26 protein-coding genes are annotated in these 25277 nt (G+C 62.7%); 15 read left to right on the top strand and 11 right to left on the bottom strand.

Going from position 1 to position 25277, the window contains the following annotated elements; all coding sequences use genetic code 11:
• Together C444_RS10890 and C444_RS10885 are read right to left on the bottom strand one after the other, a co-directional pair.
• A partial coding sequence (locus tag C444_RS10890) for an alkaline phosphatase PhoX (RefSeq protein WP_004592878.1) occupies positions 1 to 2365 on the bottom strand: 2365 nt, incomplete at its 3' end.
• 204 nt (positions 2366 to 2569) lie between these two features.
• Positions 2570 to 2857: a DUF7111 family protein gene (locus tag C444_RS10885; protein WP_004592877.1), complete on the bottom strand. Its 288-nt coding sequence runs from the start codon at positions 2855 to 2857 to the stop codon at positions 2570 to 2572.
• 87 nt (positions 2858 to 2944) lie between these two features.
• Between C444_RS10885 and C444_RS10880 the strand changes: the two genes are divergently transcribed.
• Together C444_RS10880 and C444_RS10875 are read left to right on the top strand one after the other, a co-directional pair.
• Positions 2945 to 3235, top strand: a complete 291-nt coding sequence (locus C444_RS10880; protein ID WP_004592876.1) for a PadR family transcriptional regulator — start codon at positions 2945 to 2947, stop codon at positions 3233 to 3235.
• A gap of 86 nt (positions 3236 to 3321) precedes the next feature.
• Positions 3322 to 3576, top strand: coding sequence for a hypothetical protein (locus C444_RS10875; RefSeq protein ID WP_004592875.1), 255 nt, complete (start codon positions 3322 to 3324; stop codon positions 3574 to 3576).
• Here C444_RS10875 and C444_RS10870 read toward each other — a convergent pair.
• Both C444_RS10870 and C444_RS10865 read right to left on the bottom strand, forming a co-directional pair.
• Positions 3573 to 4721, bottom strand: coding sequence for an acyl-CoA dehydrogenase (locus C444_RS10870; RefSeq protein WP_004592874.1), 1149 nt, complete (start codon positions 4719 to 4721; stop codon positions 3573 to 3575). The two genes, C444_RS10875 and C444_RS10870, sit on opposite strands and share 4 nt — an antisense overlap.
• Before the next feature lie 105 nt (positions 4722 to 4826).
• Entirely contained in the window at positions 4827 to 5684 is an 858-nt protein-coding gene (locus C444_RS10865) for a 3-hydroxyacyl-CoA dehydrogenase family protein (protein WP_004592873.1), read from the bottom strand.
• A gap of 269 nt (positions 5685 to 5953) precedes the next feature.
• Here C444_RS10865 and C444_RS10860 point away from each other — a divergent pair, with 269 nt between their 5' ends.
• Entirely contained in the window at positions 5954 to 6829 is an 876-nt protein-coding gene (locus tag C444_RS10860; RefSeq protein ID WP_004592872.1) for a class 1 fructose-bisphosphatase, read from the top strand.
• 18 nt (positions 6830 to 6847) lie between these two features.
• Here the strand turns inward: C444_RS10860 and C444_RS10855 are convergent, their stop codons facing one another.
• Entirely contained in the window at positions 6848 to 8857 is a 2010-nt protein-coding gene (locus C444_RS10855; protein WP_004592871.1) for a PKD domain-containing protein, read from the bottom strand.
• Between the two features lie 235 nt (positions 8858 to 9092).
• On the opposite strand from C444_RS10855, the gene C444_RS10850 reads away from it, so the two are divergent.
• The 4 genes from C444_RS10850 to C444_RS10835 all read left to right on the top strand — a co-directional run bounded on the left by C444_RS10850 (position 9093) and on the right by C444_RS10835 (position 12525).
• Positions 9093 to 9476 (top strand): DUF5658 family protein, encoded by a 384-nt coding sequence (locus C444_RS10850; protein WP_004592870.1) that lies wholly within the window; start codon positions 9093 to 9095, stop codon positions 9474 to 9476.
• A 190-nt stretch (positions 9477 to 9666) separates the two neighbouring features.
• Entirely contained in the window at positions 9667 to 10923 is a 1257-nt protein-coding gene (locus tag C444_RS10845) for a Glu/Leu/Phe/Val family dehydrogenase (RefSeq protein ID WP_004592869.1), read from the top strand.
• Positions 10924 to 10986: 63 nt separating this feature from the next.
• Positions 10987 to 11472, top strand: coding sequence for an SRPBCC family protein (locus tag C444_RS10840; protein ID WP_004592868.1), 486 nt, complete (start codon positions 10987 to 10989; stop codon positions 11470 to 11472).
• 144 nt (positions 11473 to 11616) lie between these two features.
• Positions 11617 to 12525, top strand: a complete 909-nt coding sequence (locus C444_RS10835; protein ID WP_080509703.1) for a DMT family transporter — start codon at positions 11617 to 11619, stop codon at positions 12523 to 12525.
• 12 nt (positions 12526 to 12537) lie between these two features.
• On the opposite strand, the gene C444_RS10830 is transcribed toward C444_RS10835, so the two are convergent.
• The 3 genes from C444_RS10830 to C444_RS10820 form a co-directional block, all read right to left on the bottom strand.
• Positions 12538 to 13335 (bottom strand): RIO1 family regulatory kinase/ATPase domain-containing protein, encoded by a 798-nt coding sequence (locus C444_RS10830; protein ID WP_004592866.1) that lies wholly within the window; start codon positions 13333 to 13335, stop codon positions 12538 to 12540.
• Positions 13336 to 13491: 156 nt separating this feature from the next.
• Positions 13492 to 13908: a universal stress protein gene (locus C444_RS10825; RefSeq protein WP_004592865.1), complete on the bottom strand. Its 417-nt coding sequence runs from the start codon at positions 13906 to 13908 to the stop codon at positions 13492 to 13494.
• Between the two features lie 55 nt (positions 13909 to 13963).
• Entirely contained in the window at positions 13964 to 15427 is a 1464-nt protein-coding gene (locus C444_RS10820) for an RNA-splicing ligase RtcB (protein WP_004592864.1), read from the bottom strand.
• Between the two features lie 223 nt (positions 15428 to 15650).
• On the opposite strand from C444_RS10820, the gene C444_RS10815 reads away from it, so the two are divergent.
• The 4 genes from C444_RS10815 to C444_RS10800 all read left to right on the top strand — a co-directional run bounded on the left by C444_RS10815 (position 15651) and on the right by C444_RS10800 (position 18128).
• Positions 15651 to 16175 (top strand): DoxX family membrane protein, encoded by a 525-nt coding sequence (locus C444_RS10815; protein WP_004592863.1) that lies wholly within the window; start codon positions 15651 to 15653, stop codon positions 16173 to 16175.
• Positions 16176 to 16189: 14 nt separating this feature from the next.
• A complete protein-coding gene (locus tag C444_RS10810; protein WP_004592862.1) occupies positions 16190 to 16486 on the top strand; it encodes a hypothetical protein in 297 nt (98 codons plus the stop codon).
• Positions 16487 to 16677: 191 nt separating this feature from the next.
• Positions 16678 to 17370, top strand: coding sequence for a metal-dependent hydrolase (locus C444_RS10805; RefSeq protein WP_004592861.1), 693 nt, complete (start codon positions 16678 to 16680; stop codon positions 17368 to 17370).
• Between the two features lie 71 nt (positions 17371 to 17441).
• Positions 17442 to 18128, top strand: a complete 687-nt coding sequence (locus C444_RS10800; protein ID WP_004592860.1) for a protein sorting system archaetidylserine synthase — start codon at positions 17442 to 17444, stop codon at positions 18126 to 18128.
• A 19-nt stretch (positions 18129 to 18147) separates the two neighbouring features.
• Here C444_RS10800 and C444_RS10795 read toward each other — a convergent pair whose 3' ends face one another.
• Complete coding sequence (locus tag C444_RS10795; protein ID WP_004592859.1) at positions 18148 to 18924, bottom strand: alpha/beta fold hydrolase; 777 nt, start codon at positions 18922 to 18924, stop codon at positions 18148 to 18150.
• 147 nt (positions 18925 to 19071) lie between these two features.
• Between C444_RS10795 and C444_RS10790 the strand changes: the two genes are divergently transcribed.
• Positions 19072 to 19317, top strand: coding sequence for a DUF7127 family protein (locus tag C444_RS10790; RefSeq protein WP_004592858.1), 246 nt, complete (start codon positions 19072 to 19074; stop codon positions 19315 to 19317).
• Positions 19317 to 21590: a CDC48 family AAA ATPase gene (locus C444_RS10785; RefSeq protein WP_004592857.1), complete on the top strand. Its 2274-nt coding sequence runs from the start codon at positions 19317 to 19319 to the stop codon at positions 21588 to 21590. The genes C444_RS10790 and C444_RS10785 overlap by 1 nt, the downstream gene beginning before the upstream one ends.
• Positions 21591 to 21646: 56 nt before the next feature.
• On the opposite strand, the gene C444_RS10780 is transcribed toward C444_RS10785, so the two are convergent.
• The gene (locus C444_RS10780) at positions 21647 to 22399 is read right to left on the bottom strand and encodes a TrmB family transcriptional regulator sugar-binding domain-containing protein (RefSeq protein ID WP_049909428.1); all 753 of its coding nucleotides are present in this window, start codon (positions 22397 to 22399) and stop codon (positions 21647 to 21649) included.
• A 129-nt stretch (positions 22400 to 22528) separates the two neighbouring features.
• Between C444_RS10780 and C444_RS10775 the strand changes: the two genes are divergently transcribed.
• Together C444_RS10775 and C444_RS10770 are read left to right on the top strand one after the other, a co-directional pair.
• On the top strand, positions 22529 to 24064 hold the full coding sequence (locus C444_RS10775) for a sensor histidine kinase (RefSeq protein WP_049909419.1): 1536 nt from the start codon (positions 22529 to 22531) through the stop codon (positions 24062 to 24064).
• A gap of 60 nt (positions 24065 to 24124) precedes the next feature.
• On the top strand, positions 24125 to 24685 hold the full coding sequence (locus C444_RS10770; RefSeq protein ID WP_004592854.1) for a DUF420 domain-containing protein: 561 nt from the start codon (positions 24125 to 24127) through the stop codon (positions 24683 to 24685).
• Between the two features lie 3 nt (positions 24686 to 24688).
• On the opposite strand, the gene C444_RS10765 is transcribed toward C444_RS10770, so the two are convergent.
• A complete protein-coding gene (locus tag C444_RS10765; protein ID WP_004592853.1) occupies positions 24689 to 25249 on the bottom strand; it encodes a GNAT family N-acetyltransferase in 561 nt (186 codons plus the stop codon).
• Positions 25250 to 25277: the final 28 nt, after the last annotated feature.

Below are 25277 nucleotides of genomic sequence, written 5' to 3'. Positions count from 1 at the left end.
CGCTCAGAGATGTGTATAAGAGACAGCCGTTGGCGCGGACGTCGAGCGTTGCGAGTGACACGTCCATCGCGCCGGATTGGACGTTGGTGTCGACGTCGGCAACACGGATTGTCGCCGACGAGCCGTCGTCGCTGATGGAACTCTCAGTGAGGCCCAGCGAGTCGGGGAAGGAGACGCCCGTGATCGACGCGATGTCGGGGTTCGAGACGGTGACGGTGAGCCGGGCACCGGAAAAGCCAGCGGGGAGCGACGAGGCGGTCAGCGGGACGGTACCCGTCGACCCGCTGCCGACGGCGGCGGAGTTCGCGCTGACGACGACGTTGGGTTGGTAGACATAGAGCCCGTCGTTCGGGTACGAGCGCGCGGGGCCACCGAAGCCGTCCTCACAGCAGAGCACGCGGCCGTCGCGCATCGTGTAGACGTTGTCGATATTCCGGAGCGCATCGTTTGCGTCCTCCGGCGAGTCGGTGAAGTCGGGGCCGGTGATGACTGGTTCGAGCGTCGAGACGTTATAGTCCGATTCCAGCACGCCGCGATAGACGACGCCGCCGTCGACGCGGTCCATCTGGATGTCACCGCTGTCGTCCGCGAGTGCGTCGTTGAACTCCGAGATACCGAAGTAGATGAAGTCGCCGGGCTGAGAGTTATCGACGGTGTCAACGCCCTCAGCCTTGTTGAACTCGATGGACGCGCCGATTTCCTTGGCCGCGGCGCGGGTTTCGAGGAATGGAACGCGACGGAGTTCCTCGTCGACGCCGTCGGGACCGTTGGCCTCGTACTGTTCGGCCCACTCGACGATTTCCTCGTTCGTGATGTAGTTCCGGTTCCCGTTCTCGATGACGGACAGGTCGGCCTGCTTGAGAACCTCGTCTGTCACTTCGTCGCCTTCCGCCCAGTCGGCGTGGGTGCTGAGGTAGTCGGCCTGCGTGACGCCGTCGTACTCGGCGATCCACGACCTGACCTCGCTGTTGGTGGCGTGGCCGAGTTCGAGCCACTCGACTTCCAGCGGGGTCTGTGCGGGGGAGTTGCGGCTGTCCGACTCGGCAGCGCTGGCCGCGTCGTTCGTGATCTTCGGGGCGTACAACGTCCCGGCGATGTCGTCGGTGTCGTCGTAGCTGTCTATCGCTTCGTCGGCGACGAACTTGTAGATGCCCTTGCTGTCGCCGTCCGAGCACATGTAGACGGTCTTGCGGTCGCCCTGGATGTCCGGGGCTTCCCAGGCGGCCCGTCCCATCACCCAGTACTTGATCGGCTGGGGCATCTCGGCCGCCGGCTGGCGGATGTCGACGAAGTAGCCAAAGCGGTAGGGATTGGGATAGACGTCGGCGATGGGTCTCGTGGTGTTCCCGCTGTCGCTCAGGTCGGACGTCTCCGCACCGAGGTAGTACGCGAGTCCTTCATTGCCAACCTGCGACCAGGCTCCCTGTGGCGTCCACGCTTCGCTGATGTCGCCGTCCTCGGCGTAGGTGTTGATCGCATCGACGATACCGGGCGGATTCGGTCGGTTCCAGAACTGGCAGCCGCCGAGCAGTCCTTCGCCGGTCCCGGATTCTATGATGTCGCCCACCGTCGCCCGCAGATGGAGCCGCGCGTGGGCGTAGTTCTCTTCGGCGGATATCATCGTGTTCCACGGGCTCAGATCGCCGTAGCAGTTGGTTCGTGTTCCACCGAGTTCGCGGAACGCCTCCGTGTTGACGACGTTCATCGCCGCGTCCGGATCGGCGCTCCACTCGCCGTTCTCGTCCTGACTCAGTGGCACGCGGGAAATGTTGCCGGGGACGTTCTCCCAGTTGGTGAACAGGTAGCCCTCGGTGCCGTCCTCGTCCGTCGGGACGAACTGGTTGCAGTCCGGCCCCGCACCGACCCCGCCCTTAGCACCGGGGAAGTTATCGGGGGTGATGTCAGTACCGTCGGGCGTCTGGACCACGCCGAGGCGCTCCTCACCGCCATTGATCGGTTCGCGGCCCTGAACGAGGATCTCGTAGTCGCCAGCCGTGGACCGGACCTGGCGCTGTTTCTCTTCGGTGTCCGGCACACTGACCTCTTGGAAGTCGTCGTTGCTCCCGTCGAACGTGAACTGGAAGCCGCTGAAATAGCCCACCGCGGCCCGACCGAACGGTTCGGGGTTCTCCCCTTCGGGATGCTGGAGGCTGTACAGCAGCGATCCGTCCTCGAAGACGAACGGCCCTGTCACCTCGGCCCCGAAAGCCGTCGTGGAGAAGCGTTTGAGCGACCCTTTGACGCTCGGTGCACCGTCCGTGTCAGATTCCTCAACCTCTTCGCCACTCGCCACGCCGATGACGCTGGCCCCAAGGGCAGCAGCCACCGACTGTGAAAGCACTTGTCGTCGGGTAAAGTCGACCATGCGAGTATTCAGGGGATGGGTATTTTAAAACCAGTTTATAATATCACCGCATGTGTCTGTTTTCTTCACTGATATGAACCGATAGCAGTAGAGCGGATGGATAGAGAACAAATAACTATCCATACATACTTTTGCGAGATACATACCAACTGCGCGCAGCTACGGGCCAGAAGCGTTAGAGCCGTGATAACAAGCGTATGAGCGCTACATTCCCATGTCGGCGGCGGCCTCCGGGACAGGGAGGTCGTGGGGTGACCGGCCCAGCAGTTCCGCCGCGTGGTCGAGCGCCATGTCGAACCCGTAGTACCGCTCCAGTTCGTCGCCGTCGGCGGTCGGTCGGACCTTCAACATCGCATAGCCCTCGATGTTCTGGGCGATTGCAGCCGTCCCGCTGTCGCTCGCGAAAGTCAGCAGTCGCTCGTCTTCGGTCTCGCGATAGGTCGCCGTGATACCGTCGGCAGCGGCCTCGACGGGGAGTTCGGAGTCGGTCATCGGCGGCTCTAGGGAGCGGGGGTATGCGAACCTGGCGGTCCAGTCGGAACCGCAAACGCGAAACCCGGCGGCTGTGACCGGACACCCATGGCGAAGTGGCTTCAGAGCGGCCGCCGGCGCGACATGTGCGTCCTGCTGGCCGCCGCTGAGGACGGCGAACTCTCCGGCCAGCGGCTGAAGACGCGGCTCGAACGCCGCTACGACACCCGAATCGAACCGAAGAGCTTCTACGGGGCACTCGACGCGCTGGAATCGGCCGGGTTCGTCGCCCACCGCGAGGACGGCATCGCCGACAAGTACTCGCTGACCGAGGCCGGCGACCGGCGGCTTCGAGAGCAGTTCGAATGGATGCGGGAGGCGCTCGGCGAGGAAGGGTGATGCCATCGACTACCGGCCCCTGCCGAATTTCGTCGGCCGCTACTGATGGGATATCCTTTTTGTGAGCGCTCCCACAGAACACAGGTATGTCCCTGTCCCGCTCACTCCTCCTGGCAGGTCTGGACGCCCTCCCGTTTGCAGCGCTCGCCAGCGTCGCGACGTACGTGTTCGCACGCACAGTTGTCCACCCGTCAACAGTCGTCGGGATGCTCGCCGGGACCGTCGGCGTGGCGGTACTCCTTGCGCTGGGAACCATCAGCGCGAACCGCTACCGCGCGGACGGAAAATCGTTCTATTTCACGCGTGCGGTCGTCGTCGAAGGGCTCCTCTCGTTTCCCTAATCGAGAAGCTCGCTGGCAATTGTGTTGCGGAGGACCTCACTGGTCCCCTCGTAGATCTCGTTGAGTTTGGCGTCGCGGTAGAACCGCTCGACCGGGAAGTCCTTCGTGTAGCCGTAGCCGCCGTGAATCTGGATGCCCTCGTTCGCCACTTCCCGGGACACCTCGGAGGCGTAGAGCTTGGCCTGGGCGGCCTCCTTGACGAAGGACTCGCCATCCATCTTCTTATCGGCAGCCTGGTGCATCAGTAGGCGGGCCGCCTGCGTCTTCATGTCCATGTCGGCGAGCTTGTGCTGGATGGCCTGGAAATCGCTGATCGGCTGGTCGAACTGCTCGCGGTCCTGGGCGTATTTCAGTGCCTCGTCAAGCGCGGCCTGGGCGATGCCGACACCGCGGGCCGCGATAGTGATTCGTCCGCCGTTGAGTGTCTTGAGTGCGTGGACGAACCCACGGCCCTCCTCACCGAGCATACGGTCGGCAGGGATGCGCATATCGTCGAACCGCAGTTCGGCGGTCGGACAGCCTTTGTCGCCCAGTTTGTGCTCGGTCCCTTCGACGATGAAGCCGTCGTCCTCTTCCGGGCGGACGACGAACGACGAGATCCCCTTGTTGCCGGCCTCGGGGTCGGTTTTGGCGAACAGAACGACAGTATCGGCGACGGACCCGTTGGAAATCCAGAGCTTGCCGCCGTTGACCAGATAGGCGTCACCGCCGTCGACCGGTTCGGCGGTGGTGTCCATCGCCGGCACGTCACTGCCCGCGCCCGCTTCGGAGAGGGCGAACGCACCGATCTCCTCGCCCTCGGCCAGCGGCGTGAGGTAGGTCTCTTTCTGCGCATCGTCGCCGAACTCGTAGATCATATTGCAGGCCAGCGAGATGTGCGCGGCGACGATTGTGCCGAGTCCGCCGCTTCCCCGCGAAATCTCTTCGAGGGCCATGGCGTAGCTGTGGTAGTCCAGTTCGGCCCCGCCGTACTCCTCCGGAATCGGCATTCCCATCAGACCGAGGTCGGCCATCTCGTCAACGAGGTCCCACGGGAACTCGTCGGCTTCGTCGATCTCCGCCGCCCGCGGCTTGACCTCGTCGTCGACGAAGTCCGCGACCATGTCCTGTATCTGGCGTTGTTCCTGTGTGGGGCTAAAGTCCATGACAGATTCTAACGCTGGTTGGGTCTTTACTGTTGGCCAACGCGCGGCCCGTTGCCGGGTATCGTACTCAGACTGCTCCTGTCGGCGTTTGTCACCGACGGTCAGTCAATCGTAATTGTAGAAGCCCTTACCGGACTTTTTGCCGAGATCGCCGGCTGCAACCTTGCGTTTGAGCAGGTATGCAGGCTTGTAGCGGTCACCCAACTCCTCATACAGCGTTTCAGAGGCATCAAGGACCACGTCGAGGCCGATGTGGTCGGCTAGTTCGAGCGGTCCCATGGGGACGTTGGTCCCGAGCGTCAGCCCGCGGTCGATGTCGGCCTTGTCGGCGACACCCTCGTCGTACGCACGAACGCCCTCGTTGATCCAGGGCATCAGCACGCGGTTCACGACGAAGCCGGGCTTGTCGTCGGCCTCCCAGGTCTCCTTGCCGATGTCGTGGGCGAACTCACGGCCCAGCGTCACTGTCTCGTCACTGGTTTTCTCGCCGACGACGAGTTCGACGCCTTTCATGACTGGGACGGGGTTCATGAAGTGCAGTCCGAGGACCTGTTCGGGTCGCTCGGTGACACTAGCGATAGTCGTAATCGAGAGCGTGCTCGTGTTACTGGCAAGTACCGTGTCTGGTCCGCAGACAGCGTCGAGGTCCCCGAACACAGACTGCTTGATGTCCATGTCTTCGGTTACAGCCTCGATAACGAGGTCAGCATCCGCGAGGTCGTCCATCTCTGTGGTTCCGGTGATGCGGGCTGTTGCCGCTTCTACTTCCTGTTCTGTTACTGTGTCGCGCGCAACGAGTGTCCCGAAACTCGACTGGATCTCTTCGAACCCGGCGGCAACCAGTTCTTCTGACACATCACGCATGACGACGTCGTAACCGGCCGTCGCTGTGACCTGGGCGATACCGTTGCCCATCGTTCCAGCTCCGACGACGCCGACGGTGTCGACTGTTTCGAGATGCATACCCGCGCCTTCGTCCGGCGGTCGTGTAAGTCTGCCGACGGTATCAAATCATTGCGGGGCCGGAGTTCCACCGAGTTAATCAGTCACAGGCTTAGCGGCAAGCACTGCACCTCGGCTGAATATTCACTCGAAATGTAGTAAATGTCAGCAAAAAGATACTTATGATGTGCCGGAGAACCAACTGGTGATGAGAAACCCTGCGGGCAGCAGGCTCGAAGAAAAATTCGACTGGTCACCGGATGGCCAGTCCCTGCCCCTACATCTGACAAATGAGTAAGTCACTCGATATCTCGACCACCGAAGCCGCGCAGACAGTCACGGCAGTCATCGACACCATCGCCGCGACGACGCCGGACGTCCGTCGCGCCATCGCCGACCACCGTGGCCAGAGCAACTCCGTCAACCCCACCGGCGACGACCAGCTCGCGGCTGACCTGCGTGCCGACGAACTGTTCGAGCAGCGGGTGCTGGACATCGACGGCGTCGCCTCCTACGCCAGCGAAGAACGCGCGGACGTGAAAACGACAGACGGTCGCCTCCACGTCGCGATGGACCCCCTCGATGGATCGAGCAACCTCGAACCCAACAGCGGAATGGGGACGATTTTCGGCGTTTACAGCGAGCAGCCGCCGACTGGCGGTACCAATCTCCTCGCCGCCGGGTTCGTCATCTACGGCCCTATCACCTCGATGGTTGTCGCTCGGAACGGCAACGTCCGCGAGTACATCCTCGAAGACGGTGACAAGCGGCTCGTCGATGACGAAGTGACGGTTCCTGAAGACCCCACAGTGTTCGGATTCGGCGGCGGGGTCGATTCCTGGACGGACAAGTTCGAATCCTACGCCGAAGAGGTCCGCCACGAACTGAAACTCCGCTACGGGGGGGCGATGGTCGCGGACATCAATCAGGTGCTCACTTACGGCGGTATCTTCTCGTATCCCGCGCTGGAGTCACGCCCCGAAGGAAAGCTCCGGATTCAGTTCGAGGGACAGCCGATGGCCTACATCCTCGAATCGGCCGGCGGTCGGTCCTCCGACGGCGACCAGTCGCTGCTAGAGGTCGAACCCGACGAGCTACATGAGCGGACGCCGCTGTATCTCGGGAACGACGACCTGATAGACCGGCTCGAAGCGAATATCAACTGATAATCCCGGCTTTCTAATTCAGTAGCCGAGATAGATCGCCAGTGCTTTCAGCACGCTGTACAGCCCGACAGCAACGCCCAGTAGCCCGCCCAGTACGGTTCCGACGATTCCGTCGGGCCACAGCGAGAGCGGGTTCGGAATCCCGATTGACGGGAGCGCTGGAATCGGGAGGCCCCCGCTGCCATCCGTCACGTTCCCGACGCGTTGCCCGTCAACAGTCAATCTTCCAGTGGTGCTCTCCGGAACTGAGCGGGCAAACTCCGTCGTTCGCGTCTCACCGGCAGGAACAGTGACTGTCCGTGTTGTCAGTATCGAGGTATTGAGCGAGACTATCACGTTGTGGTCGCCGCTCGCGGTCCCCCGGTTTTCCAACTCGACGGTGATCACGGTCCGGTCGCCGGGGCCGAGCGTCGATGGAACGGCCGTAGCGTTCGTAACCACGATATCCGGTTGTCCGGGGTTTTCTGTCGATTTCTCGGTCGTTTCGGGTTCGGATGTCGGCGTTTCCGAGTCGGTCGTCGCCGCCTCCGCATCCATGCCTGTCGCTGCCGTCTGTTTGACTCCAACGACGAACGACGAGAGACCCGGCGATTTAGCCCGGTAGACGATGTGCGACTCGCTCCGGCCGGCAATCTCAGTCGATAACGGCACCCACCCGTCGACTTCTCGGAACAGCGTCACAGCATCGGGTTCCGCACCGACCGCCGCCAGCGTGCCACGGTCCACAGTAAACGTGAACGTCGCGTCCTGAGCCGGAACGGAACCGTGGTCGACATCGAATTGGCTGATACCGGTGTGGTCGGTGGCGGTCGCGAACGCTGACGTGGGCCGGCGGGAGCGAACGGTGAGTGTTGTGGATTCATTACGCGGGAATGACACGGCAAGCCGCTCTAGCGTTCCGTTCCGGCCGGTGACGAGTGGCCCCTCTGGGGGCAGAATCTGCTGTGTCTGGCCGGACCCGTTCACCGAGACGTTCGCTACGGTCGCGTTCGGCTGCCGCACAGTCACGTTCCCGGCGGTTCCATTGCCCGTCACAGACACGACTCTGGTCACAGTTTCCGTGTTCCCGAGCGGATCGGCGGCCGTCACTGTGACTTCGTGGCTGCCGGGTGAGGCGAAGGCCACCGTAATGTTCTCGCCGGTGAGAATTGTATCGCTCCCCACCTGCCACCGGACCGAGTCGACGCCCTGGTCGTCGGTCGTCTCCGCCGCGGAGAAGGTCACTGACTCGCCGACCGTCGCGTTCTCCGGCCCAGTGACGGTGACGTTCGGTGCGGAGTCGTCATAGAGAAACGTCTGCTGTCGGCCAAAAGAGTTCTCGTTTCCGTTCTCGTCGGTCACCGACAGCAGCAGCAGCGAGTACTCGCCTTCCTCCGTGAACGTGTACTTTCGTGTATACGTGAGCGTGTTGCCGGTGCGCTCGGTGAATCCCGAGATATTGAGTGTGTCTATCGACGGGCCACCGACGGAAATTTCGAGCTGCTGTATCGGTTCGTGAATCCCGACAGAGATGCGGGCGGTAGAGCTATTGATGCGACTCACCTCGAACGACTGGTACTTCGGTACGACGGAGTCCATCCCAGTGACGGTGACCGATTTGTGGGGAAGCTCGTTCCCCGCTTCGTCTGAGATACTGCCGGTATCGCGGAGGCTGACAGTGACGTTGTCGGTGTCGACTTTTTTCTCCAGCAGCAGGGAGACGCGGACTCCCGTCCTGTTCGCTCCGGAGGCGTTGATCGATGCGACCGAGACGTTCGCTACTCGACCCGTAGTTAGCGCGAAATCCCCCGCCTGAATTGTACTCGTATCCAGCGACCCACCGTCGTCGTACAGGGCCACCTGGATAGTCGTGGAATTGCCCCGCGTCGCATTGCCCCATTCCGGCGATTCTGTGTCTTCGGCCGCGGCCGTACCCGAAGCGACGATACCGAGCAGTGGGAGCAAAAGCAGTACGACGAGAAGCGGAAGCCACCAGCGACGACGCCTGGCCGACGGCGGCGTCTCTCGGTCGTAGCCGGTGGCATTCATGATGCGTGAGTAGTCCGGCACCCGATATCAATGGTGTGCCACCATTATGAGAGGTGATAATCGCATTCCCAGTAGCTATTTTATATGCACTGGAAGCGTCGAACGCGTCGTTAAAGCTTGATCCGGTGGCATCGCGTTTCCCGGGAGTATGCAGTCCCTACTCTATCGGTTTCAGTAGTAAACAGTGTGTATTTAATACGCGGGATGACAACAGGATAACAGACCACGTGGGGGCGTGGTTGCGGAGGGTGACGTGTTCACAACGGACCGAACGGTCCCGATAGGGACCATCGACGAGTGGTGTAGCGCCCTGCTCAACGAACTTGCGGCCGTCGAGCGAGAGTTATGGCTGGTAATCGCAGTGACGCTCATCGTCGACGTGTGGCTGACACACGTCGGCCTCCAGCACGGCCTACACGAGGGAAACCCCGTGATGCGGGCCGCCATAGAGACGTTTGGAATCGCCATCCTCGGTTTGACTAAAGTCGGCGTTCTCGGACTGGCAGGGCTGACCCGCCAGTTGCTGAGCGACCAGCGTGGCGTCGTCGTGCCGCTCGGGCTGGCGCTCCCGTGGGTAGCGGCCGTCGTGATCAACACGGTCCTCCTGCTCAGCCTGTAGCCACGCCGGGATTATCTTCTCCTCCAGTTTCGTCCCCTCGCTGGACCAGTACACGAACATATCGTGTCGCCGTGGACGATTCGGTTGGAGCCACTCCGTCTAACTGATCAGGTCCGTTGTGGGTAATTGGTATCTGGAAAATCCCATAGACGGCGGTACCCTTTTGCCCACAGTCTGAGATATTGACTGTATGTCGCCTGAGGTAAACCCATTTGAGAGTTTACAGGAGCAGATCGACGACGCGTCGGACTATCTCGAATATTCGACCGACGTGCTCGAACGGCTGAAACACCCCGAGCGAGTGCTGGAGGCAAACCTCTCCGTGGAGATGGACGACGGGTCCGTCGAGGTGTTTCGAGCCTATCGGTCGCAGTTCAACGGTGACAGAGGGCCGTACAAGGGCGGGATTCGCTATCACCCGCAGGTCACACGCGACGAGGTCAAGGCGCTGTCTGGCTGGATGGTGTACAAGTGCGCTGCGGTAAACATCCCCTACGGCGGCGGGAAAGGCGGCATCGAGATCGACCCGCGCCAGTACTCGGCCAGCGAGATCGAGCGGATAACGCGGTCGTTCGCCGAGGAGCTACGCCCAATTATCGGCGAAGACCGGGACATCCCCGCGCCGGACGTCAACACCGGCCAGCGGGAGATGAACTGGATCAAAGACACCTACGAGACGCTGGAGAACACCACCGAGCCCGGTGTCATCACCGGAAAGGCCCCTGAGTCGGGTGGCAGTGCGGGCCGCGTCGAAGCGACTGGCCGGTCCGTGATGCTCACGGCCCGCGAGGCGTTTGACTATCTCGGGAAGGACATGGCGGACGCGACGGTGGCTGTGCAGGGCTACGGCAACGCCGGCTCCGTGGCGGCGAAGCTCATCGAGGACCTGGGTGCGAATATCGTCGCCGTATCGGACTCCTCGGGAGCCGTCTACAACCCCGACGGACTCGACGCACGCGATGCGAAGGCGTTCAAGAGTGAGACCGGGTCGCTGGCCGGTTATGAGGGTGCGGCGGAGGAGATGACGAACGAAGAACTGCTGACGATGGACGTGGACCTGCTCGTTCCGGCGGCGCTCGAAAACGCCATCGATGGCGACCTCGCTCGGGACGTACAGGCCGACATCGTCGTGGAAGCGGCAAACGGCCCGTTGACGCCGAATGCGGACGACGTCCTCACTGAGCGCGACGTGGCCGTGTTCCCTGACATCCTCGCCAATGCCGGCGGCGTCACGGTGTCGTATTTCGAGTGGGTCCAGAACCGTCAGCGCTTCTACTGGTCCGAGGAGCGTGTGAACGACGAACTGGGGACCATCATCACGAACGCGTTCGACGACCTCGTCGAGACCTACGAGGAGACCGGCGCACCGAACTTCCGGACTGCGATGTACGTCGTCGCCATCCAGCGCGTCGTCGCTGCGGCCGAGGAAGGCGGCATCTGGCCCTGACCGCATCCCAGAAGTAGTCGCGGCTACCGCGGGTGTTTTGCCGGCGCTGCCCCTACTGTGTATATGGACATTTACGAGCGGCAGGTTCGCGTCGAAGCCCCGCTAGCAGAAGTCTGGAAATTCCACGCGACAGGTGATGGGCTGGTCGCACTGACCCCAGACTGGATGAACATCCGCATCGAAGCGGAGCGGGGACCGGATGGTGAGCCGAACCCCGAGGAACTGACCGCCGGATCGGTCGTCGAATCCTCGATCAAGCCGTTCGGTGTGCCACCGCGCCAGCAGTGGGTCTCGAACATCGTTGCCCGAGAAGAAGGCGAGGACGAAGCGATGTTCCGCGACGTGATGGAGGAAGGGCCGTTCCCTCACTGGGAGCACACGCACACGTTCCGAGCGCTGAGTGACAGGGAGACGCTCGTTCACGATCACGTCGAGTTCGAACTGCCCGGCGGCCCTCTTGGACGGGCACTCGGCCCCTTCGGCTGTCTCGGGATGGAGCCGATGTTCCGGTATCGCCATCAGCAGACGAAGGAACTACTCGAAGGGTAACTCGGCCTGCCCGCGGACAGTACGGTCCCGACTATGGTATCCGGTGTTTCTTTATTCCCGTGTCGGATACTGCCACAGGATGCGTGGACGCGTCGCTGTGGTAATTGATTGGGGTGTGAGATTTTCGCGCCACAACGGAGCGAAATCAGCGTGACTGAGCCGCGAATCGACCCTCGAATCGGGCTGGTCGTCGCTGTGCTCGCAGTCAGCACGAGTGCGATTCTCGTCCGCTGGAGTGGTGCCGCGGCGTCGGTGGCGGCGTTCTACCGCGTCCTGTTGACGACCGTACTGCTGGCCCCGTTAGCACTGGGTCGGCATCGGTCGGCGTTTGGGCGGCTCGCTCGGCGAGACGTCCTGGCGGCTGCGGCGACTGGCGTCGCGCTCGCAGTGCACTTCGCCGCGTGGTTCGAGAGCCTAGCGTGGACGAGCGTGGCGGCGTCGGTCACGCTGGTCCAGTGCCAGCCGCTGTTCGTGGCTGTCGGCGCATGGGCGCTGCTGGACGAGCGCGTCACGCGCGGGACGACGGCGGGCATTCTCGTCGCTATCGGTGGTATCATCACGATGTCCGTGGGCGAGCTACTCGGGAGTGGGACCGTCGGCCCGCGGCCACTGTACGGCAACGCACTGGCGCTCGTCGGCGGCGTCATGGCTGCCGGCTACGTGCTCGCCGGACGCTCTCTCCGCCAGCAATTCCCCCTCATTCCCTATGTGACCGTCGTCTACGGCGTCGCCGCGGTCTGCCTCCTCGTCTTCGTCGTCGTGTCGGGCCACCCCGTGACCGGCTACCCACCCCGAGAGTGGGCGCTGTTTCTCGCGATGGCCGTCGGCCCCGGTGTGTTCGGCCACACCGTCCTCAACTGGGCGCTGGCCCACGTCGAGTCCAGCATGGTCAGCGTCTCGCTGCTCGGTGAACCGGTCGGGAGCGCGCTGCTGGCGCTGTTGTTGCTCGCTGAGGTGCCCGGTCCGTCGACTGTCGCCGGCGGGGCCGTCGTGCTCGTCGGCATCGGTGTCGTCGCCAGAAGCCGAGCCGTCGGGGCAACGCCGCCGGACTGAAACCCCAGACGATCAGTTCGCGCGCTTTTCCACAGCCCCGCGGATCTCTGCGGCGGCGAAGTCGTGGTCCGGGCGGATGTTGACGAAGTCGAGGAACTCCTCCGCGGCCAGCAACTCCGCCGTGTCGTAGTGTAATGCCGCGGCGGAGACAGCGGCCGGCGCACCGATGAGCGGTTCCAGTGCGCCCAGCGCACACGCAAGGTCATAGGCACGAGCGTCACTGATCGCCGCCTCGCGGACGCTCGTAGCGTCGATGAAGTACAGGTCGTCGTGGGCCACGAGTACGTTCTCACAGCGGAAGTCGCCGTGTGCCAGGCCGTCCTCGTGCATCCGGTGGAGGAAATCAAACACCGTCGAGCTGTGTCGTTCGACGGTTTCTGCCGGAAGGTCGTCCAGCGGCTCGAAGTCGGGTATGTATTCCAGTACGAGTACCCCCATTCCGTCGTACTCGAAGGCCTCGATGGGCTCGGGGGCGTTGACGCCGATCTCCCGCATCCGCTGGGTCGCCGCCAGCTCGTGTTCCGCCATCTCATAGGGCGTCCCGAAGTGCTCGAAAAAGCCCTCCGTCCCCGACGAGAACGCGCCGATGTTGCGGCCGGCAGTCAGCAACGTGTGGACAAGCGAGTTCTGGCCCGTGATGACCTTCACGAACCACTGATCGTTGACGACCAGCGGCGTCGAAAGCCAGTTGTCCGCTTCGAGGAACGCGACGCGAGCCGCGGGCTCGTCGTACCGTTCTATTACCGCCTGCACCACGCCTTCGAGTTGCTCCCAGGGGACCGTCCCACGGAGGAGTCGCCGAAACGCCATTCCCTCTAGGGAACGCCGCGGGCGGGCAAATGGCTTGCGTCCGCCAATGTATCATCTGGTGACATAAGACACACATCTGATATGGAGTTCGACGTTCCCGGCGAACAACGGATAGTGCTCGGCCGGGGACTGGGCCTGTGATACGCCGAGCGGCGTTCACACGTCGACGGGACCTTCCGGAACGATAGTAACGGGCACGTCGGCAGCGTCGATTACAGCGACTGCGGCGTCGCCATCCCGGAGTCTGCCGGCCAGGCCCTTCGGCTCGTGGCCCATGACGATGTGCTGCACATCCACGTCAGCCGCGAGTTCGAGCAGTTCGTTGCCGATCCGCGTACCCGAACGCATTGCTGACCGGCCGACGTGTTCGATAGCGACCGTCGCCACGACGGTGGCGTCGCGGAACCGGTCGCGCATCTCGTCCCGGAGTTGCATGGCCGTGCCGTCAGCGGTGTCTTCGTCGACGAGATGGACGACGTACAGTTCCTCGTCAAGCCCGTCGGCGAGTCGAACCGCCGTATCGATGACCGTCGGAGAGACCGAATCGTTGGCGATAGCCACAAGAATGGTCATACAGGAGACAGGGTCTTCGTGTCCTAATCACTTTCTGCCAGCCCAACAGATCCGCTCACTCAGTTGCCTTCAGGTTATGCACGGCGTCAACGTACTCGACGACCGCGGCAGTCGGCTGGATGGCCGAGAGAATCGCGTCGGCATCCTTGTACGCCATCGGTGCTTCGTCGCGGACGCCCTCGATGACGGACTCCGAGTAGACGCCGTCCATCGCCGCGGCGAACTCGTCCATGTCGATCTCGCTGTGGGCCTGTCGGCGACTCATCACGCGACCCGCGCCGTGTGGTGCTGTCTGATGGTACTCGTCGTTACCCTTCCCGCGTGCGATAATCGACCCGTCAGCCATGTTGAACGGGACCAGCAACCGCTGGTCCTCGCGGGCCGGCGTCGCCCCCTTGCGGATGGTCAGGTCGCGGAAGTCGATGTAGTTGTGTATCGACTGGAAGCGGTCAACCGGGTCGATTCCGAGAGTGTTGCAGACGGCGTCGCTCATCAGTTCGCGGTTCCAGCGGGCGTACTGCTGAGCGAACAGCATATCGACCAGGTAGCCGTGGGCCTCGCGGCCCTCCAGCCAGTCAAGGTCCGTGTTGCGGTCCTCGTCGTCACTGCTGTGGATGGCGTCCTGGACCTGTCCCAGCGCATCGAAGGCGTCCTCGATCTCCTTGCCGTCAAGTTCGCGGCGGAGGCGGTCCTTCCGGATGTAGGACTCGCCCATGCCGCCGGTGACCCAGGCGTAGAGGTCGCGGGATTCGACCGTGTCGGGGTCGAATTTCAGGTACTCGACGTACTCATCGGGAATCTGCTCGCGGATATCGCCGATTGTCCGGCGGTCCGTCGCCGTCGACTGCCAGTACTCGGCGACGGATTTGCCCAGATATCGGGACCCGCTGTGGATGACTAGCCAGTAGTCGCCCGACTCGCGTGCCTGGCCGAACTCGACGAAATGGTTCCCGCCGCCTAACGTTCCCGCACTCTTGATTATGTACCCCATTCCCTGGCGCTGATCCGCCAGTACGCGGTCACACAGCGACTCGAAGTAGTCCTCGTCGTAGCCCTCGAAGTCGAACTCTACGGGATCGATGTGTTCACCGAACCGCTCGGCGTAGGCCGCGTCGAACTGCTCGAAGATGCGGTTGGCTCGCTCGAAGGGGAACTCCTCGACGAGGTGGACGGCGTCGTCGTAGTCGTGGACGTTCCGGCCCATCGGGACCGCTTCCCGGACGCGGCGCTCGCGCTCTTCGTCTTCCAGCGGAAGTTCCGGTCCGAGATTCGTCGCGGCCATCCCACAGCCAACGTCGACGCCGACGATGTTCGGGACGACCCGCTCGCCGAGCGGCATCGTGAAGCCGATGGGTGCGCCGGCACCCCAGTGCGTGTCCGGCATGATCCGCACCGGTTCGGTGAACGCGGGATGGTCGATGAGCGTCTCGATCTGCTCCCGACACCCGCTCTCGACGAGCGACTCGTCATCGACCATCACTCGCGCCGTGGTGTGTTCGCCCGTCAGTTCGAGTACCATTGGTGTCGTATCGTAGTCGCATAGAGGGTTTGAACCTCACGGTGGCCCGTGAGCGACTCCCGACCCTGCGAAAGTATATAAAAACTCACAGCCGAACGGGCGGGGATACGCTAAATCGATGATATGTCCCTTCTCAGCCGCTGAGATAGGTTTTCACTCTGTGAGAACACCCAGGCCCTTATATCCCACCGTGGTGCGGAACTCCACATGTGAGGTGACACAGATGTCCTATCAAGCGGCGAACCCCCTGGCAGACGACTTCGAACTCGAGCTCGGCGGGGCCTGGACCGCGTACTGGCTGGCGTTCCTGCGTGTCGTAACCGGCTGGTGGTTCTTCCACTCCGGCGTAACGAAGCTCATCGAGGACGGGCTGGCCTACACGTACGGGCCGACCTACCTCAAGCAGATGACCGGCACGGCGCTCGGTCCGATCCCCGTGCTGCTGGGCGAACACCTGGGCTGGCTCATTCAGGCGATGGTCCCGCTCGGTGAGACGCTCATCGGGCTCGGGCTGATGGTCGGCGCGCTAGTCAGGCTCGCCTCCGTCTTCGGGGTCTTCTTCATGTCCCTGTTCTGGATCGGCAACGCGGAGTTCGGCCATGGGCTGGTCAACAGCGACTTCATGGGCCTGCTGCTGTTCGTGACGATGATCGTGCTGGCTACCGGTCGCTACTACGGCCTCGATGCGATCATCGAGAAGACCAAACTGGTGAAACAACACCCGAAACTCAGGTACCTGCTCGGTTAAGGAGGTGACCACCAATGCAACAACACACCACCGTCATCGACAAAGCGGCGATGGCACTCAGCGGCGGACTGATGCTGCTGGGCGTCGTCGTCCTCGGCATCGTGGAGATACTGGCGGGTAAGCCCTACAGCGCGGCACCGCTGACGAACGACGCGGGCGAGATCATCGCGACGCCGATGATCGATCCGACGCTCCGGACCGGGCTGGTCCTGGCCGGCCTCCTGGTCCTGGCGCTGTACGGGCTCTACAGGCTCGTCGCCCCAATGAAGGATGAGATGGCCACGGCACAGCAGGAAATCACTGCGGACTGAACAGTTCCCGTTTTCGCTGTTTTGACTCGACGTGTCTATGCTGCCTACAGAAGTGATAGTGGGTGCCGTTCCACCCCACCAATTCCCCACTAACAACGTATTTACTGTGGCTATATTAATCAAGTGGGGTAGTTTCTAATTCTGATAGAGCCCACCACAACGCTCATTTCTGTGGTGGTATTGATATCTTTATGCCTTCGCTGGTTGTTCACTACGCCTTTGTTGGGTTACTCGCTGCAACGCTGCTGGGTGCTGCATTCGATAAGCGGTCGCTCCTCCTGTCGATACTCGTCGTCACATTCCCCGACATAGACGCGTTCCTCGGGCTTTACTGGCAGGCCGGTCACCGGGCCGCGACGACGAACCTCGTCATCCCGGCGGTGCTGGCGCTCCTCATCGGAATCGACCTATACGTGCGTGACGAATCGTATATCAAGGGCCGCTGGGGGGCCTACGGTGTACGAGTCAGTTGGTTCTGTGTCGTGGTGTACGCGGTAGGTCACGTACTGCTGGACCTGATTACGGGCGGCGCGAACCTCTTCTGGCCGCTGTACGACCAGTTCTATCAGCTCAGCGGCCACCTAGAGCTGTCGAGCCAGCGCGGCATCGTCCAGACGTTCGTCGAACTGCCCGAGCCGCCCGCTCAGGGTTCCGGTGGTACCGGCACGGGCGGGAGCGGCGGGTCGACCACACAGTCGATGGGTAACTCCAGCGAGGTACAGATGAGCACGGGCGTCGATCCCAATCCGGGACAGCCGGAACCCGAAACCGTCGACCGCGTGTTCCCCATCGCCCGGAGCGGCTGGGAACTGGTCGTTCTCGTCGTTGGGACGCTCGCCACCGTTGCTCGCTTCCGCATCGGACACGACCTCCCGGATGAGTAACGTTCGGCCGTCGGCACTGCAGGGCGTTCGGTTTCGAGTCCTTCATATACGCCCTGGCACACCGGGGAACCATGGGCTTCGAGATACGCCGACGACTCAGTGTCGCCGACACGGTGACGTTGTTCAACGCCGTCGTCGGCTTCGTCGCCGGAGCCATCGCCTTCACCGATCCGCATCTGGCCGCTCGGCTCATTCTGCTGGCAGTTATCGCCGACGCGATTGACGGGATCGTCGCCCGGAACGGCGACAGTTCGGCGGTCGGTCCGCTGCTCGACTCTGTGACTGACGTGGTCTCCTTCGGCGCGACACCGAGCCTCTTTCTGTACGTACTGTTGACGGACGCCTACGGCGGTATCGAATCCGCCCATCCGGCTGTGTTCGTGGGCCTCGCCCTGCTCGCCTCTGCGTACGTCGTGTGTTCAATCGTCAGAACGGCGTTCTACTCGACGTATTTCGACGCACCCGACGAGCGGCCGGGTATGCCGAACACGCTCGGGAGTATCATCATCGCGACGGCGTATCTGAGTGGTATTACGAACCCGCTTGTGTTGAGTATCGGCGCACTCGCCCTCTCGTTCGCGATGATTGCGCCCTTCGACTATCCAAAGCCGGGACCGAAATACGCCATCCCGATGGGTGTTGTACAAGCCGTCGCCGTCATCGCACCGACGGCGTTCTTCCGGGCTGGCCCACGGGCGATGCTCGCTATCGCCCTGCTGTTTTTCGCACTCGGCCCGTGGGTGTACCCCGGAGAATAACTCCCCAGTCGCGTTCCGCTCAGGCTGTGTCTTCGATGAACTCCCTCAGAATGTCGTTGAACGTCTCGTGTTGTTCGACCATTGCAAGGTGTGCGGCGTCGGGGACGAACGACACCTCGCCGTCGGAGACCTCGTGGGCCAACGTCTCGTGATACGCACGGGGAGTCAGTTTGTCGTGCTCGCCACAGACGGCCAGCACAGGAACGTTAATCTCGCCTAGTCGGTGCTGTACGTCGAAACCGTGACACGTCATGAAGTCGCGGCGGGTCACCGCCTGCCCGACTGCTTCCATCTGCTCGCGGGAGCGGGAGATGGCGTCGTGGTCGGTGTCGTGGAACAGGCGGTCCCGTTCGTGCAGGAACTTGACGGCGCGGTCCCAGTCGTTTGCCAGCCATTCCTGCAACCCCTCAAACACCGGCAGTTCGGGGCCGGTTCCAAGCAGCACCACCGCTTCGGGCGTCCAGTCTCGCTCCAGTGCGACCCACTGGGCGACGGCCCCACCTAGCGAATTGCCGACCAGCACGTCCGCGTCCGTCTCCCGCCCCACAGCGACCACGTCGTCCGCGTATGCGTCGAGTGTCGCCGTCCCGGCATCGGCGTCGATATCGTCGGATTCACCGTGCCCGGACAGGTCCAGCGCGACAGCGGGATGAGTCGGTCCGGATGGGGCGTACTGGCGGCCCCACACGCGATGTGTCGCACCGCTACCGTGGACGTACAGCGCCGTCGGCCCCGAAGCAGCAGACTGTGTCTCTCTGTACGCTGTGACTCGCCCGTCGTGGTCGACCCAGTTCATGCGACACCGTTTGGAAGCGGTGTGGATAAAAGGTTGGCGCGCCCAGAATAGGTGTGAACCGCATTCAAGCAACTCCAATATTTTTCCCGCCGTACAGCGTATTTCGGCGATAGGTTTATATACTTACCACGCTTACTTTGAGTTAGCATGACTTCAGAACAGCAGTTGTTCGACGAGACGCCCCTCCGCCGATTCGAGTACGACGACAGCGTCGTGCTCGCGGCGGACGTGGGACCCGCTGCCGATGCGAGTGTCGATGTGGTCGACGGGACCGTCATCGTCGTCGCTGACGGCCATCAACACGAACAGGAGATCCCTGCCGGTGACGCACGAGCGTTTATCAATCACGGGGTTCTCACTATCGAACTGTCAGAGCGCGAGGGAGATTACTGATGAGACTTACTGTTAAACCACTCAAACAGAAAGACGCCGGCCGTGGCCTCGCGGCTATCGACCGCGCCGCGATGGACGAACTCGAACTCGAGAACGGCGACTACATCGTTCTCGAAGGGAAACAAGACAGCCGCGCGGTCGCCCGGGTCTGGCCCGGCTACCCCGAGGACGAGGGGAAGGGTATCGTTCGCATTGACGGGCAGCTTCGTCAGGAGGCCAACGTCGGTATCGACGACCCAGTCAACATCGAAAAGGCCGATGTCAACCCCGCGACCTCGGTCACCGTCGCCCTGCCCCAGAACCTCCGGGTTCGGGGCAACGTCGGCCCGATGATCCGCAACAACCTCAGCGGGCAGGCCGTCACGCAAGGCCAGACGGTTCCCGTCAGCTTCGGTCTCGGGCCGCTCTCCTCGATGTCCGGCCAGAAGATCCCGCTGAAGATCGCCGAGACCGAGCCCTCCGGCACGGTCGTCGTGACCGACTCCACGGACATCCAGGTCAGCGAGATGCCCGCCGAGCAGGTCCACAGCGGCGAGGGCGCGCCCGAAGCGAGCGACACGCCCGACGTGACCTACGAGGACATCGGCGGCCTCGACCGCGAGCTCGAACAGGTCCGCGAGATGATCGAGCTGCCGATGCGCCACCCCGAACTGTTCCAGCAGCTCGGCATCGAACCGCCGAAGGGCGTCCTCCTGCACGGCCCGCCCGGTACCGGCAAGACGCTGATGGCCAAGGCCGTCGCCAACGAGATCGACGCGTACTTCACTACCATCTCCGGCCCGGAGATCATGTCGAAGTACTACGGCGAGAGTGAGGAGCAACTCCGCGAAGTCTTCGACGAGGCTTCGGAGAACTCCCCCGCTATCGTCTTCATCGACGAGATCGACTCAATCGCCCCCAAGCGCGGTGAGACCCAGGGCGACGTGGAGCGCCGCGTCGTCGCCCAACTGCTCAGCCTAATGGACGGGCTCGAAGAGCGCGGGCAGGTCATCGTCATCGGCGCGACCAACCGGGTCGACGCTATCGACCCGGCGCTGCGCCGTGGTGGCCGCTTCGACCGCGAGATCGAGATCGGCGTCCCGGACAAGGAGGGCCGCAAGGAGATCCTGCAGGTCCACACCCGCGGGATGCCCCTCTCCGAAGAGATCGACATTGAGAACTACGCCGAGAATACCCACGGCTTCGTCGGCGCTGACCTCGCGACCCTCACGAAAGAGAGCGCGATGAACGCACTCCGACGTATCCGCCCCGAACTCGACCTCGAATCCGACGAGATCGATGCCGAGGTGCTGGAGCGGCTGGAGATCAGTGATACGGACTTCCGTGAGGCGATGAAGGGCATCGAGCCCTCCGCACTCCGTGAGGTCTTCGTCGAAGTCCCGGACGTCACCTGGGACTCCGTCGGTGGCCTCGAAGGCACCAAGGAGCGGCTCCGGGAGACCATCCAGTGGCCCCTGGAGTACGAGGACGTGTTCGAGTCGATGGATCTGGAAGCCGCAAAGGGCGTACTGATGTACGGCCCGCCCGGCACCGGGAAGACGCTGCTGGCGAAAGCCGTCGCCAACGAGGCCCAGTCTAACTTCATCTCCGTGAAGGGGCCGGAACTCCTGAACAAGTTCGTCGGCGAGTCCGAAAAGGGCGTCCGCGAAGTGTTCAGCAAGGCCCGCGAGAACGCCCCGACCGTGGTGTTTTTCGACGAGATCGACTCCATCGCCGGCGAACGTGGCGGCGGCACGACCGACTCCGGCGTCGGCGAACGCGTCGTCTCCCAGCTCCTGACGGAACTGGACGGCATCGAGGAGATGGAGAACGTCGTGGTCGTCGCGACCACGAACCGGCCGGACCTCATCGACGACGCGCTTCTGCGCCCCGGCCGACTCGACAGGCACGTTCACGTGCCCGTCCCGGACGAGGAAGCCCGGCGCGCCATCTTCCAGGTCCACACCCGTAGCAAGCCGCTGGCCGACGGCGTCGACCTCGACGAACTGGCCAGTCGAACGGACGGCTACGTCGGCGCGGACATCGAAGCGGTCGCCCGCGAGGCGTCGATGGCTGCGACCCGGGAGTTCATCAACAGCGTGGACCCCGAGGAAATCGGCGATAGCGTCAGTAACGTCCGCGTGACGATGGACCACTTCGAGCACGCGCTCTCCGAAGTCGGCCCCAGCGTCACCGAGGAGACCCGCGAGCGCTACGACGAGATCGAGCAGCGCTTCGACCGGGCCGAACCCGGCGTCACCGACGAGAGCACGGCCAGCCGCACCTTCCAGTAGCGACGGTCGACACACTACCGCTGATTTTTACGTAGTATAGCGGTCTTCACGCTGTGTTATTCGTCATCAGCCCTGTCCAGTGTGATTTCGTGACACTCGTAGACCTCTCTTGTTGCACCTGACCCGCCGACAGTGACCGGTCCGGAATCGGTTTCGATGGTGAGCGACCGTTCGGCTGGGTTCTTACTCGACGCGGGATAGACGATACTCTGCCGGGCGTTTATTACTGGTCCTGCTATCGTCGTCTCAGTGCGGTCCGCCGTCGAGAGTACCCGAGCGCGAGCAGTGATCGGCGTTCCCTCACGCAGGGCTAGCGCCGCCGCAAGCACCGCGAACTGGAACGCGGAAAACGTCCGTGGGAACACACATACGTCGGCGATGTAGCATTCCGTCCCCATCAGCCAGTGACTGCCGAGAAACATCGTGAACTCATCGTGTGCGAGATTCTCGTTATCGAACTCGGTCGCCTGATAGTCCGTCGTCGAGCCAGTCAGCAGTCCGGAATGTCCCGTGAGTCCACGCTGCATATCAGCGGTCACAAGCAGTGGGGTAATTCCGCTCTCGATTGTCCTCACCGCCGTGGCGATGTCCTCGTATGCGGGTGTTGGGGCTGTCTCATCGCCGTAGACTAGCAACAGCACCAGCACATCCCGCTCGATTGCAGCGCTGAGTTGCGGCACAAACTCAGGGAGGGCCGATTTCGGGACCGCAATCGTCAGACTCTCCTCAGCACTGTGAATAAGTGATTGCATCGCATCGATGACTGCCGACCGGGTCCGATGGGTTTCCAGTCCCGATTGTGCCATCAGCAGAGAATTCGGTGCCACGTGTATAAATCGTCCCCTAAATTGGGAGAGAGCGTCGCTGGGACGGGAAATGTCACCAGTAGCGATAGTTAGGGTGTAACTTCTTTATGTATGTATCTCCTCGGAAGGGTGATGAAGTCACAGCCCACCGTCCTGTTTGTCCGCAGTCCGAGTCAGGACAGGGCCGCGATTTCGATGCTCCGGGACAGTGGTCTCACCGTCCACGAGTTCGACGGGCTTCGTGATCTGGAATGTGCGCTCGGCGATTACGACGCGGACTGCGTCGTCACGAACTGCGAAGTGGAGAACCTGGACGGGACACAGTATCTCGGTGGGCTGACGGTTATCGAACGGTTGCGGGAGAGCCATCCCGAACTCCCGGTCGTCCTCTTCGCCGAGGTGACAAACGGCGACATCGCCCGCGAAGCGTACAGCCGCGACGTGTTCGGCTACGTTCCGAGTACCGTGAACGACGCCCACCAGCGACTGCTGGCACAGGTCGACGCCGCCGTCGCGTCCAGCCCCGCCCGCCAACGGGCAAACAAGCGAAAGCAGCTCAACGAGGCCGTCCGGCTGGTCAATCAGGCCCTCGTCCGCTCACAGTCGCGGATGGATATCGAACGCGATATCACGGCGGTTCTGGCGGGCACGGCCAGATACAGCGAGGCCTGTACGGTGACCTGTCAGCACGACAGGCCGGTCGTTCGAGCGCTGGGCTCACGGCGTGACCGTGTCTCCATCACCGTCCCGGAGCCGTTGCGCCGCGCCGAGTCAGAGGACCGACTGGTCGTTGCAGACATCGACCCAGGAACGGTCACGGAGGACACAGACGCACTGGAAACGGACTGTACCCGAGTTCTCGCTGTGCCACTGGTGTACGATGGGACTTCGTACGGCGTCCTCGGAGTGTACGCCGACCGTGTCGACATCTTCGACACGGAAGAACAGGATACGTTCAGAGAGGTCGGCCACAACATCGCGCTGGCTATCGACGCGAGCCAGACGAAAGACGCGCTCCAGCAGCGGACGACGGAACTGGAACGACAGAAAGAGCGGCTCCGGGAGCTCGCACAGATAATTTCACACGAGCTCCGGAACCCGCTTCAGGCGGCGATGGGACGAGTCGAACTGCTAGCCGCTGAACACGCCGCTGAGGAGTTCGACGCCATCCAGCGAAGCCACACCCGTATGTCGTTTCTCATCGACGACCTCATGCAGATCGCCCGACAGGGCGGCAGACAGTACACCGTCGAACCAGTCACGCTCTCCGACGTGATGGCGGACGCCTGGACGACGGTCGACACCAATGGGTCGACGATCGAAATCGACTGTACCGAGACGATACTGGCCGACAACAACCGGCTGCGCCAGCTCGCGGAGAACTTCTTCCGGTTCGCCACGGAACAGGGCGACACTGGCAAAATAACGATCATGGATACGGCCGACGGGTTCGCCCTCGAACACGACGGCACCCCGTTGGAGACGGGAAAGGAGGGACCGTTTGAACTCTACTACACCTCCAGTGACGAAGGGGTTGGGCTCCATCTCGCCGTGATCCGGGAAATCGCACACGGTCACGGGTGGGAAACCGCCCTCTCCAACGACTCCACGGGACGGGTCCGGCTGAACGTAACCGACGTTGAGCGGCCGGCAGCGAAAACCACGTAGGACTCCCCCTCGCCGTACCTGACTCGAAACCGTATTTTGCGTCCAGTCCGGAGTTGTGGTATGGATCTTCAGGCTCGGTATCGCGTGCCAGCACTCACTGGCCTGTTGACGGCCGTGTCGCTCGCGCTCGTGTTCGGGGCCGTTCTCGGGGCGATCCCCCGGTCCGCTCTCCCGGCTGCGCCCGCGAGCGTTCTCGGGGCGATCCCCCACGCCAACGCCGTTGTCAGCGCTCTCGCTATCGGTACAATCGTCGGCGGTATCCGAGCGATACGCCGCGGCGATGTCGCCCGACACCGGAAGTTGATGCTGTCCTCGTTCGGACTGTTCGCTCTGTTTCTCGTACTGTACCTCTACCGGATAACACTTGCAGGACCGACGGACTTCACCGGCCCATCAGTTGTCGAGACCTACTTTTACCTGCCGTTTCTCGCCGTCCACATCCTGCTTGCCATCATCGCCATCCCGGCGGTGTACTACGTCTTGCTGCTGGCCTACACCTATCCGGTCTCGGAGCTGCCGTCGACGAACCACCCGCGGGCCGGGAAGGTGGCCGCGGGGCTGTGGCTGATCTCCTTCTCGATGGGGATCGCCGTGTACGTGATGCTGTATCTGGTCTGGTAAGGGCTAGTCGCGCTCTGTTCGGAGCAGGCCGAACCACAGCATGTCTCGCCACGCGCCGTCGAGATACCACTCCGCCCGGTGTGTCCCCTCCTTTGTGAATCCCAGCCGTTCGATCACCGCGACGGAGCGATCGTTTCCGCCCACGATTCTCGCTGCCCACTTCCGGAGCGCCCGCTGGTCGAAGCCATACTGGACCAGCCTGTCTGCCGCCTCAGTAGCGTACCCCTGCCCCCAGGCGTCCGGATCGAGCCAGTAGGCCAGTTCGGCTGTGCCCCGCTCCGGGTCGTGGTCCGTCATGGCGACGAGTCCAACCGGCTCGGTTCGGTCCTCGACTGGGCCCGGACTCCCGGCCGGGTCGACACAGACCAGCAGATGGACCGAGTCCTCATCGGAAAGCGTCTCTTCGTAGTAGGTCTCCATCTGGTCGCCGGTCGGCGGGCGGGCGTACGTCCCCAGCCCCCAGACCTTCTCGTCGTGAAAGACGCGCTGTATCCAGTCAAGGTCGTCTCGCTCCGGGGACCGGAGGGCGGTTCGGTCGGTTGCGAGGAAGGACGGCCCTGGCATTGGCGGCTCCTCGCTCGGACTGGGCAAA

Origin of the sequence: Haloarcula japonica DSM 6131 (assembly GCF_000336635.1) — an archaeon.
GTDB lineage: Archaea > Halobacteriota > Halobacteria > Halobacteriales > Haloarculaceae > Haloarcula > Haloarcula japonica.
The sequence above is the reverse complement of the archived record's forward strand: the minus strand, read 5'-3'. Positions and strand labels throughout refer to the sequence as shown.

Bases quoted from the DNA above. Each gene is read 5' to 3' on its own strand.
- C444_RS10855 (WP_004592871.1), bottom strand. From the start codon at position 8,857: ATGAATGCCACCGGCTACGACCGAGAGACGCCGCCGTCGGCCAGGCGT.
- C444_RS10800 (WP_004592860.1), top strand. From the start codon at position 17,442: ATGGGCTTCGAGATACGCCGACGACTCAGTGTCGCCGACACGGTGACG.
- C444_RS10785 (WP_004592857.1), top strand. From the start codon at position 19,317: ATGAGACTTACTGTTAAACCACTCAAACAGAAAGACGCCGGCCGTGGC.
- C444_RS10880 (WP_004592876.1), top strand. From the start codon at position 2,945: ATGGCGAAGTGGCTTCAGAGCGGCCGCCGGCGCGACATGTGCGTCCTG.
- C444_RS10765 (WP_004592853.1), bottom strand. From the start codon at position 25,249: ATGCCAGGGCCGTCCTTCCTCGCAACCGACCGAACCGCCCTCCGGTCC.
- C444_RS10805 (WP_004592861.1), top strand. From the start codon at position 16,678: ATGCCTTCGCTGGTTGTTCACTACGCCTTTGTTGGGTTACTCGCTGCA.
- C444_RS10875 (WP_004592875.1), top strand. From the start codon at position 3,322: ATGTCCCTGTCCCGCTCACTCCTCCTGGCAGGTCTGGACGCCCTCCCG.
- C444_RS10825 (WP_004592865.1), bottom strand. From the start codon at position 13,908: ATGACCATTCTTGTGGCTATCGCCAACGATTCGGTCTCTCCGACGGTC.
- C444_RS10845 (WP_004592869.1), top strand. From the start codon at position 9,667: ATGTCGCCTGAGGTAAACCCATTTGAGAGTTTACAGGAGCAGATCGAC.
- C444_RS10885 (WP_004592877.1), bottom strand. From the start codon at position 2,857: ATGACCGACTCCGAACTCCCCGTCGAGGCCGCTGCCGACGGTATCACG.
- C444_RS10820 (WP_004592864.1), bottom strand. From the start codon at position 15,427: ATGGTACTCGAACTGACGGGCGAACACACCACGGCGCGAGTGATGGTC.
- C444_RS10865 (WP_004592873.1), bottom strand. From the start codon at position 5,684: ATGCATCTCGAAACAGTCGACACCGTCGGCGTCGTCGGAGCTGGAACG.
- C444_RS10830 (WP_004592866.1), bottom strand. From the start codon at position 13,335: ATGGCGTTTCGGCGACTCCTCCGTGGGACGGTCCCCTGGGAGCAACTC.
- C444_RS10860 (WP_004592872.1), top strand. From the start codon at position 5,954: ATGAGTAAGTCACTCGATATCTCGACCACCGAAGCCGCGCAGACAGTC.
- C444_RS10870 (WP_004592874.1), bottom strand. From the start codon at position 4,721: ATGGACTTTAGCCCCACACAGGAACAACGCCAGATACAGGACATGGTC.
- C444_RS10770 (WP_004592854.1), top strand. From the start codon at position 24,125: ATGGATCTTCAGGCTCGGTATCGCGTGCCAGCACTCACTGGCCTGTTG.
- C444_RS10790 (WP_004592858.1), top strand. From the start codon at position 19,072: ATGACTTCAGAACAGCAGTTGTTCGACGAGACGCCCCTCCGCCGATTC.
- C444_RS10840 (WP_004592868.1), top strand. From the start codon at position 10,987: ATGGACATTTACGAGCGGCAGGTTCGCGTCGAAGCCCCGCTAGCAGAA.
- C444_RS10810 (WP_004592862.1), top strand. From the start codon at position 16,190: ATGCAACAACACACCACCGTCATCGACAAAGCGGCGATGGCACTCAGC.
- C444_RS10795 (WP_004592859.1), bottom strand. From the start codon at position 18,924: ATGAACTGGGTCGACCACGACGGGCGAGTCACAGCGTACAGAGAGACA.
- C444_RS10775 (WP_049909419.1), top strand. From the start codon at position 22,529: ATGAAGTCACAGCCCACCGTCCTGTTTGTCCGCAGTCCGAGTCAGGAC.
- C444_RS10815 (WP_004592863.1), top strand. From the start codon at position 15,651: ATGTCCTATCAAGCGGCGAACCCCCTGGCAGACGACTTCGAACTCGAG.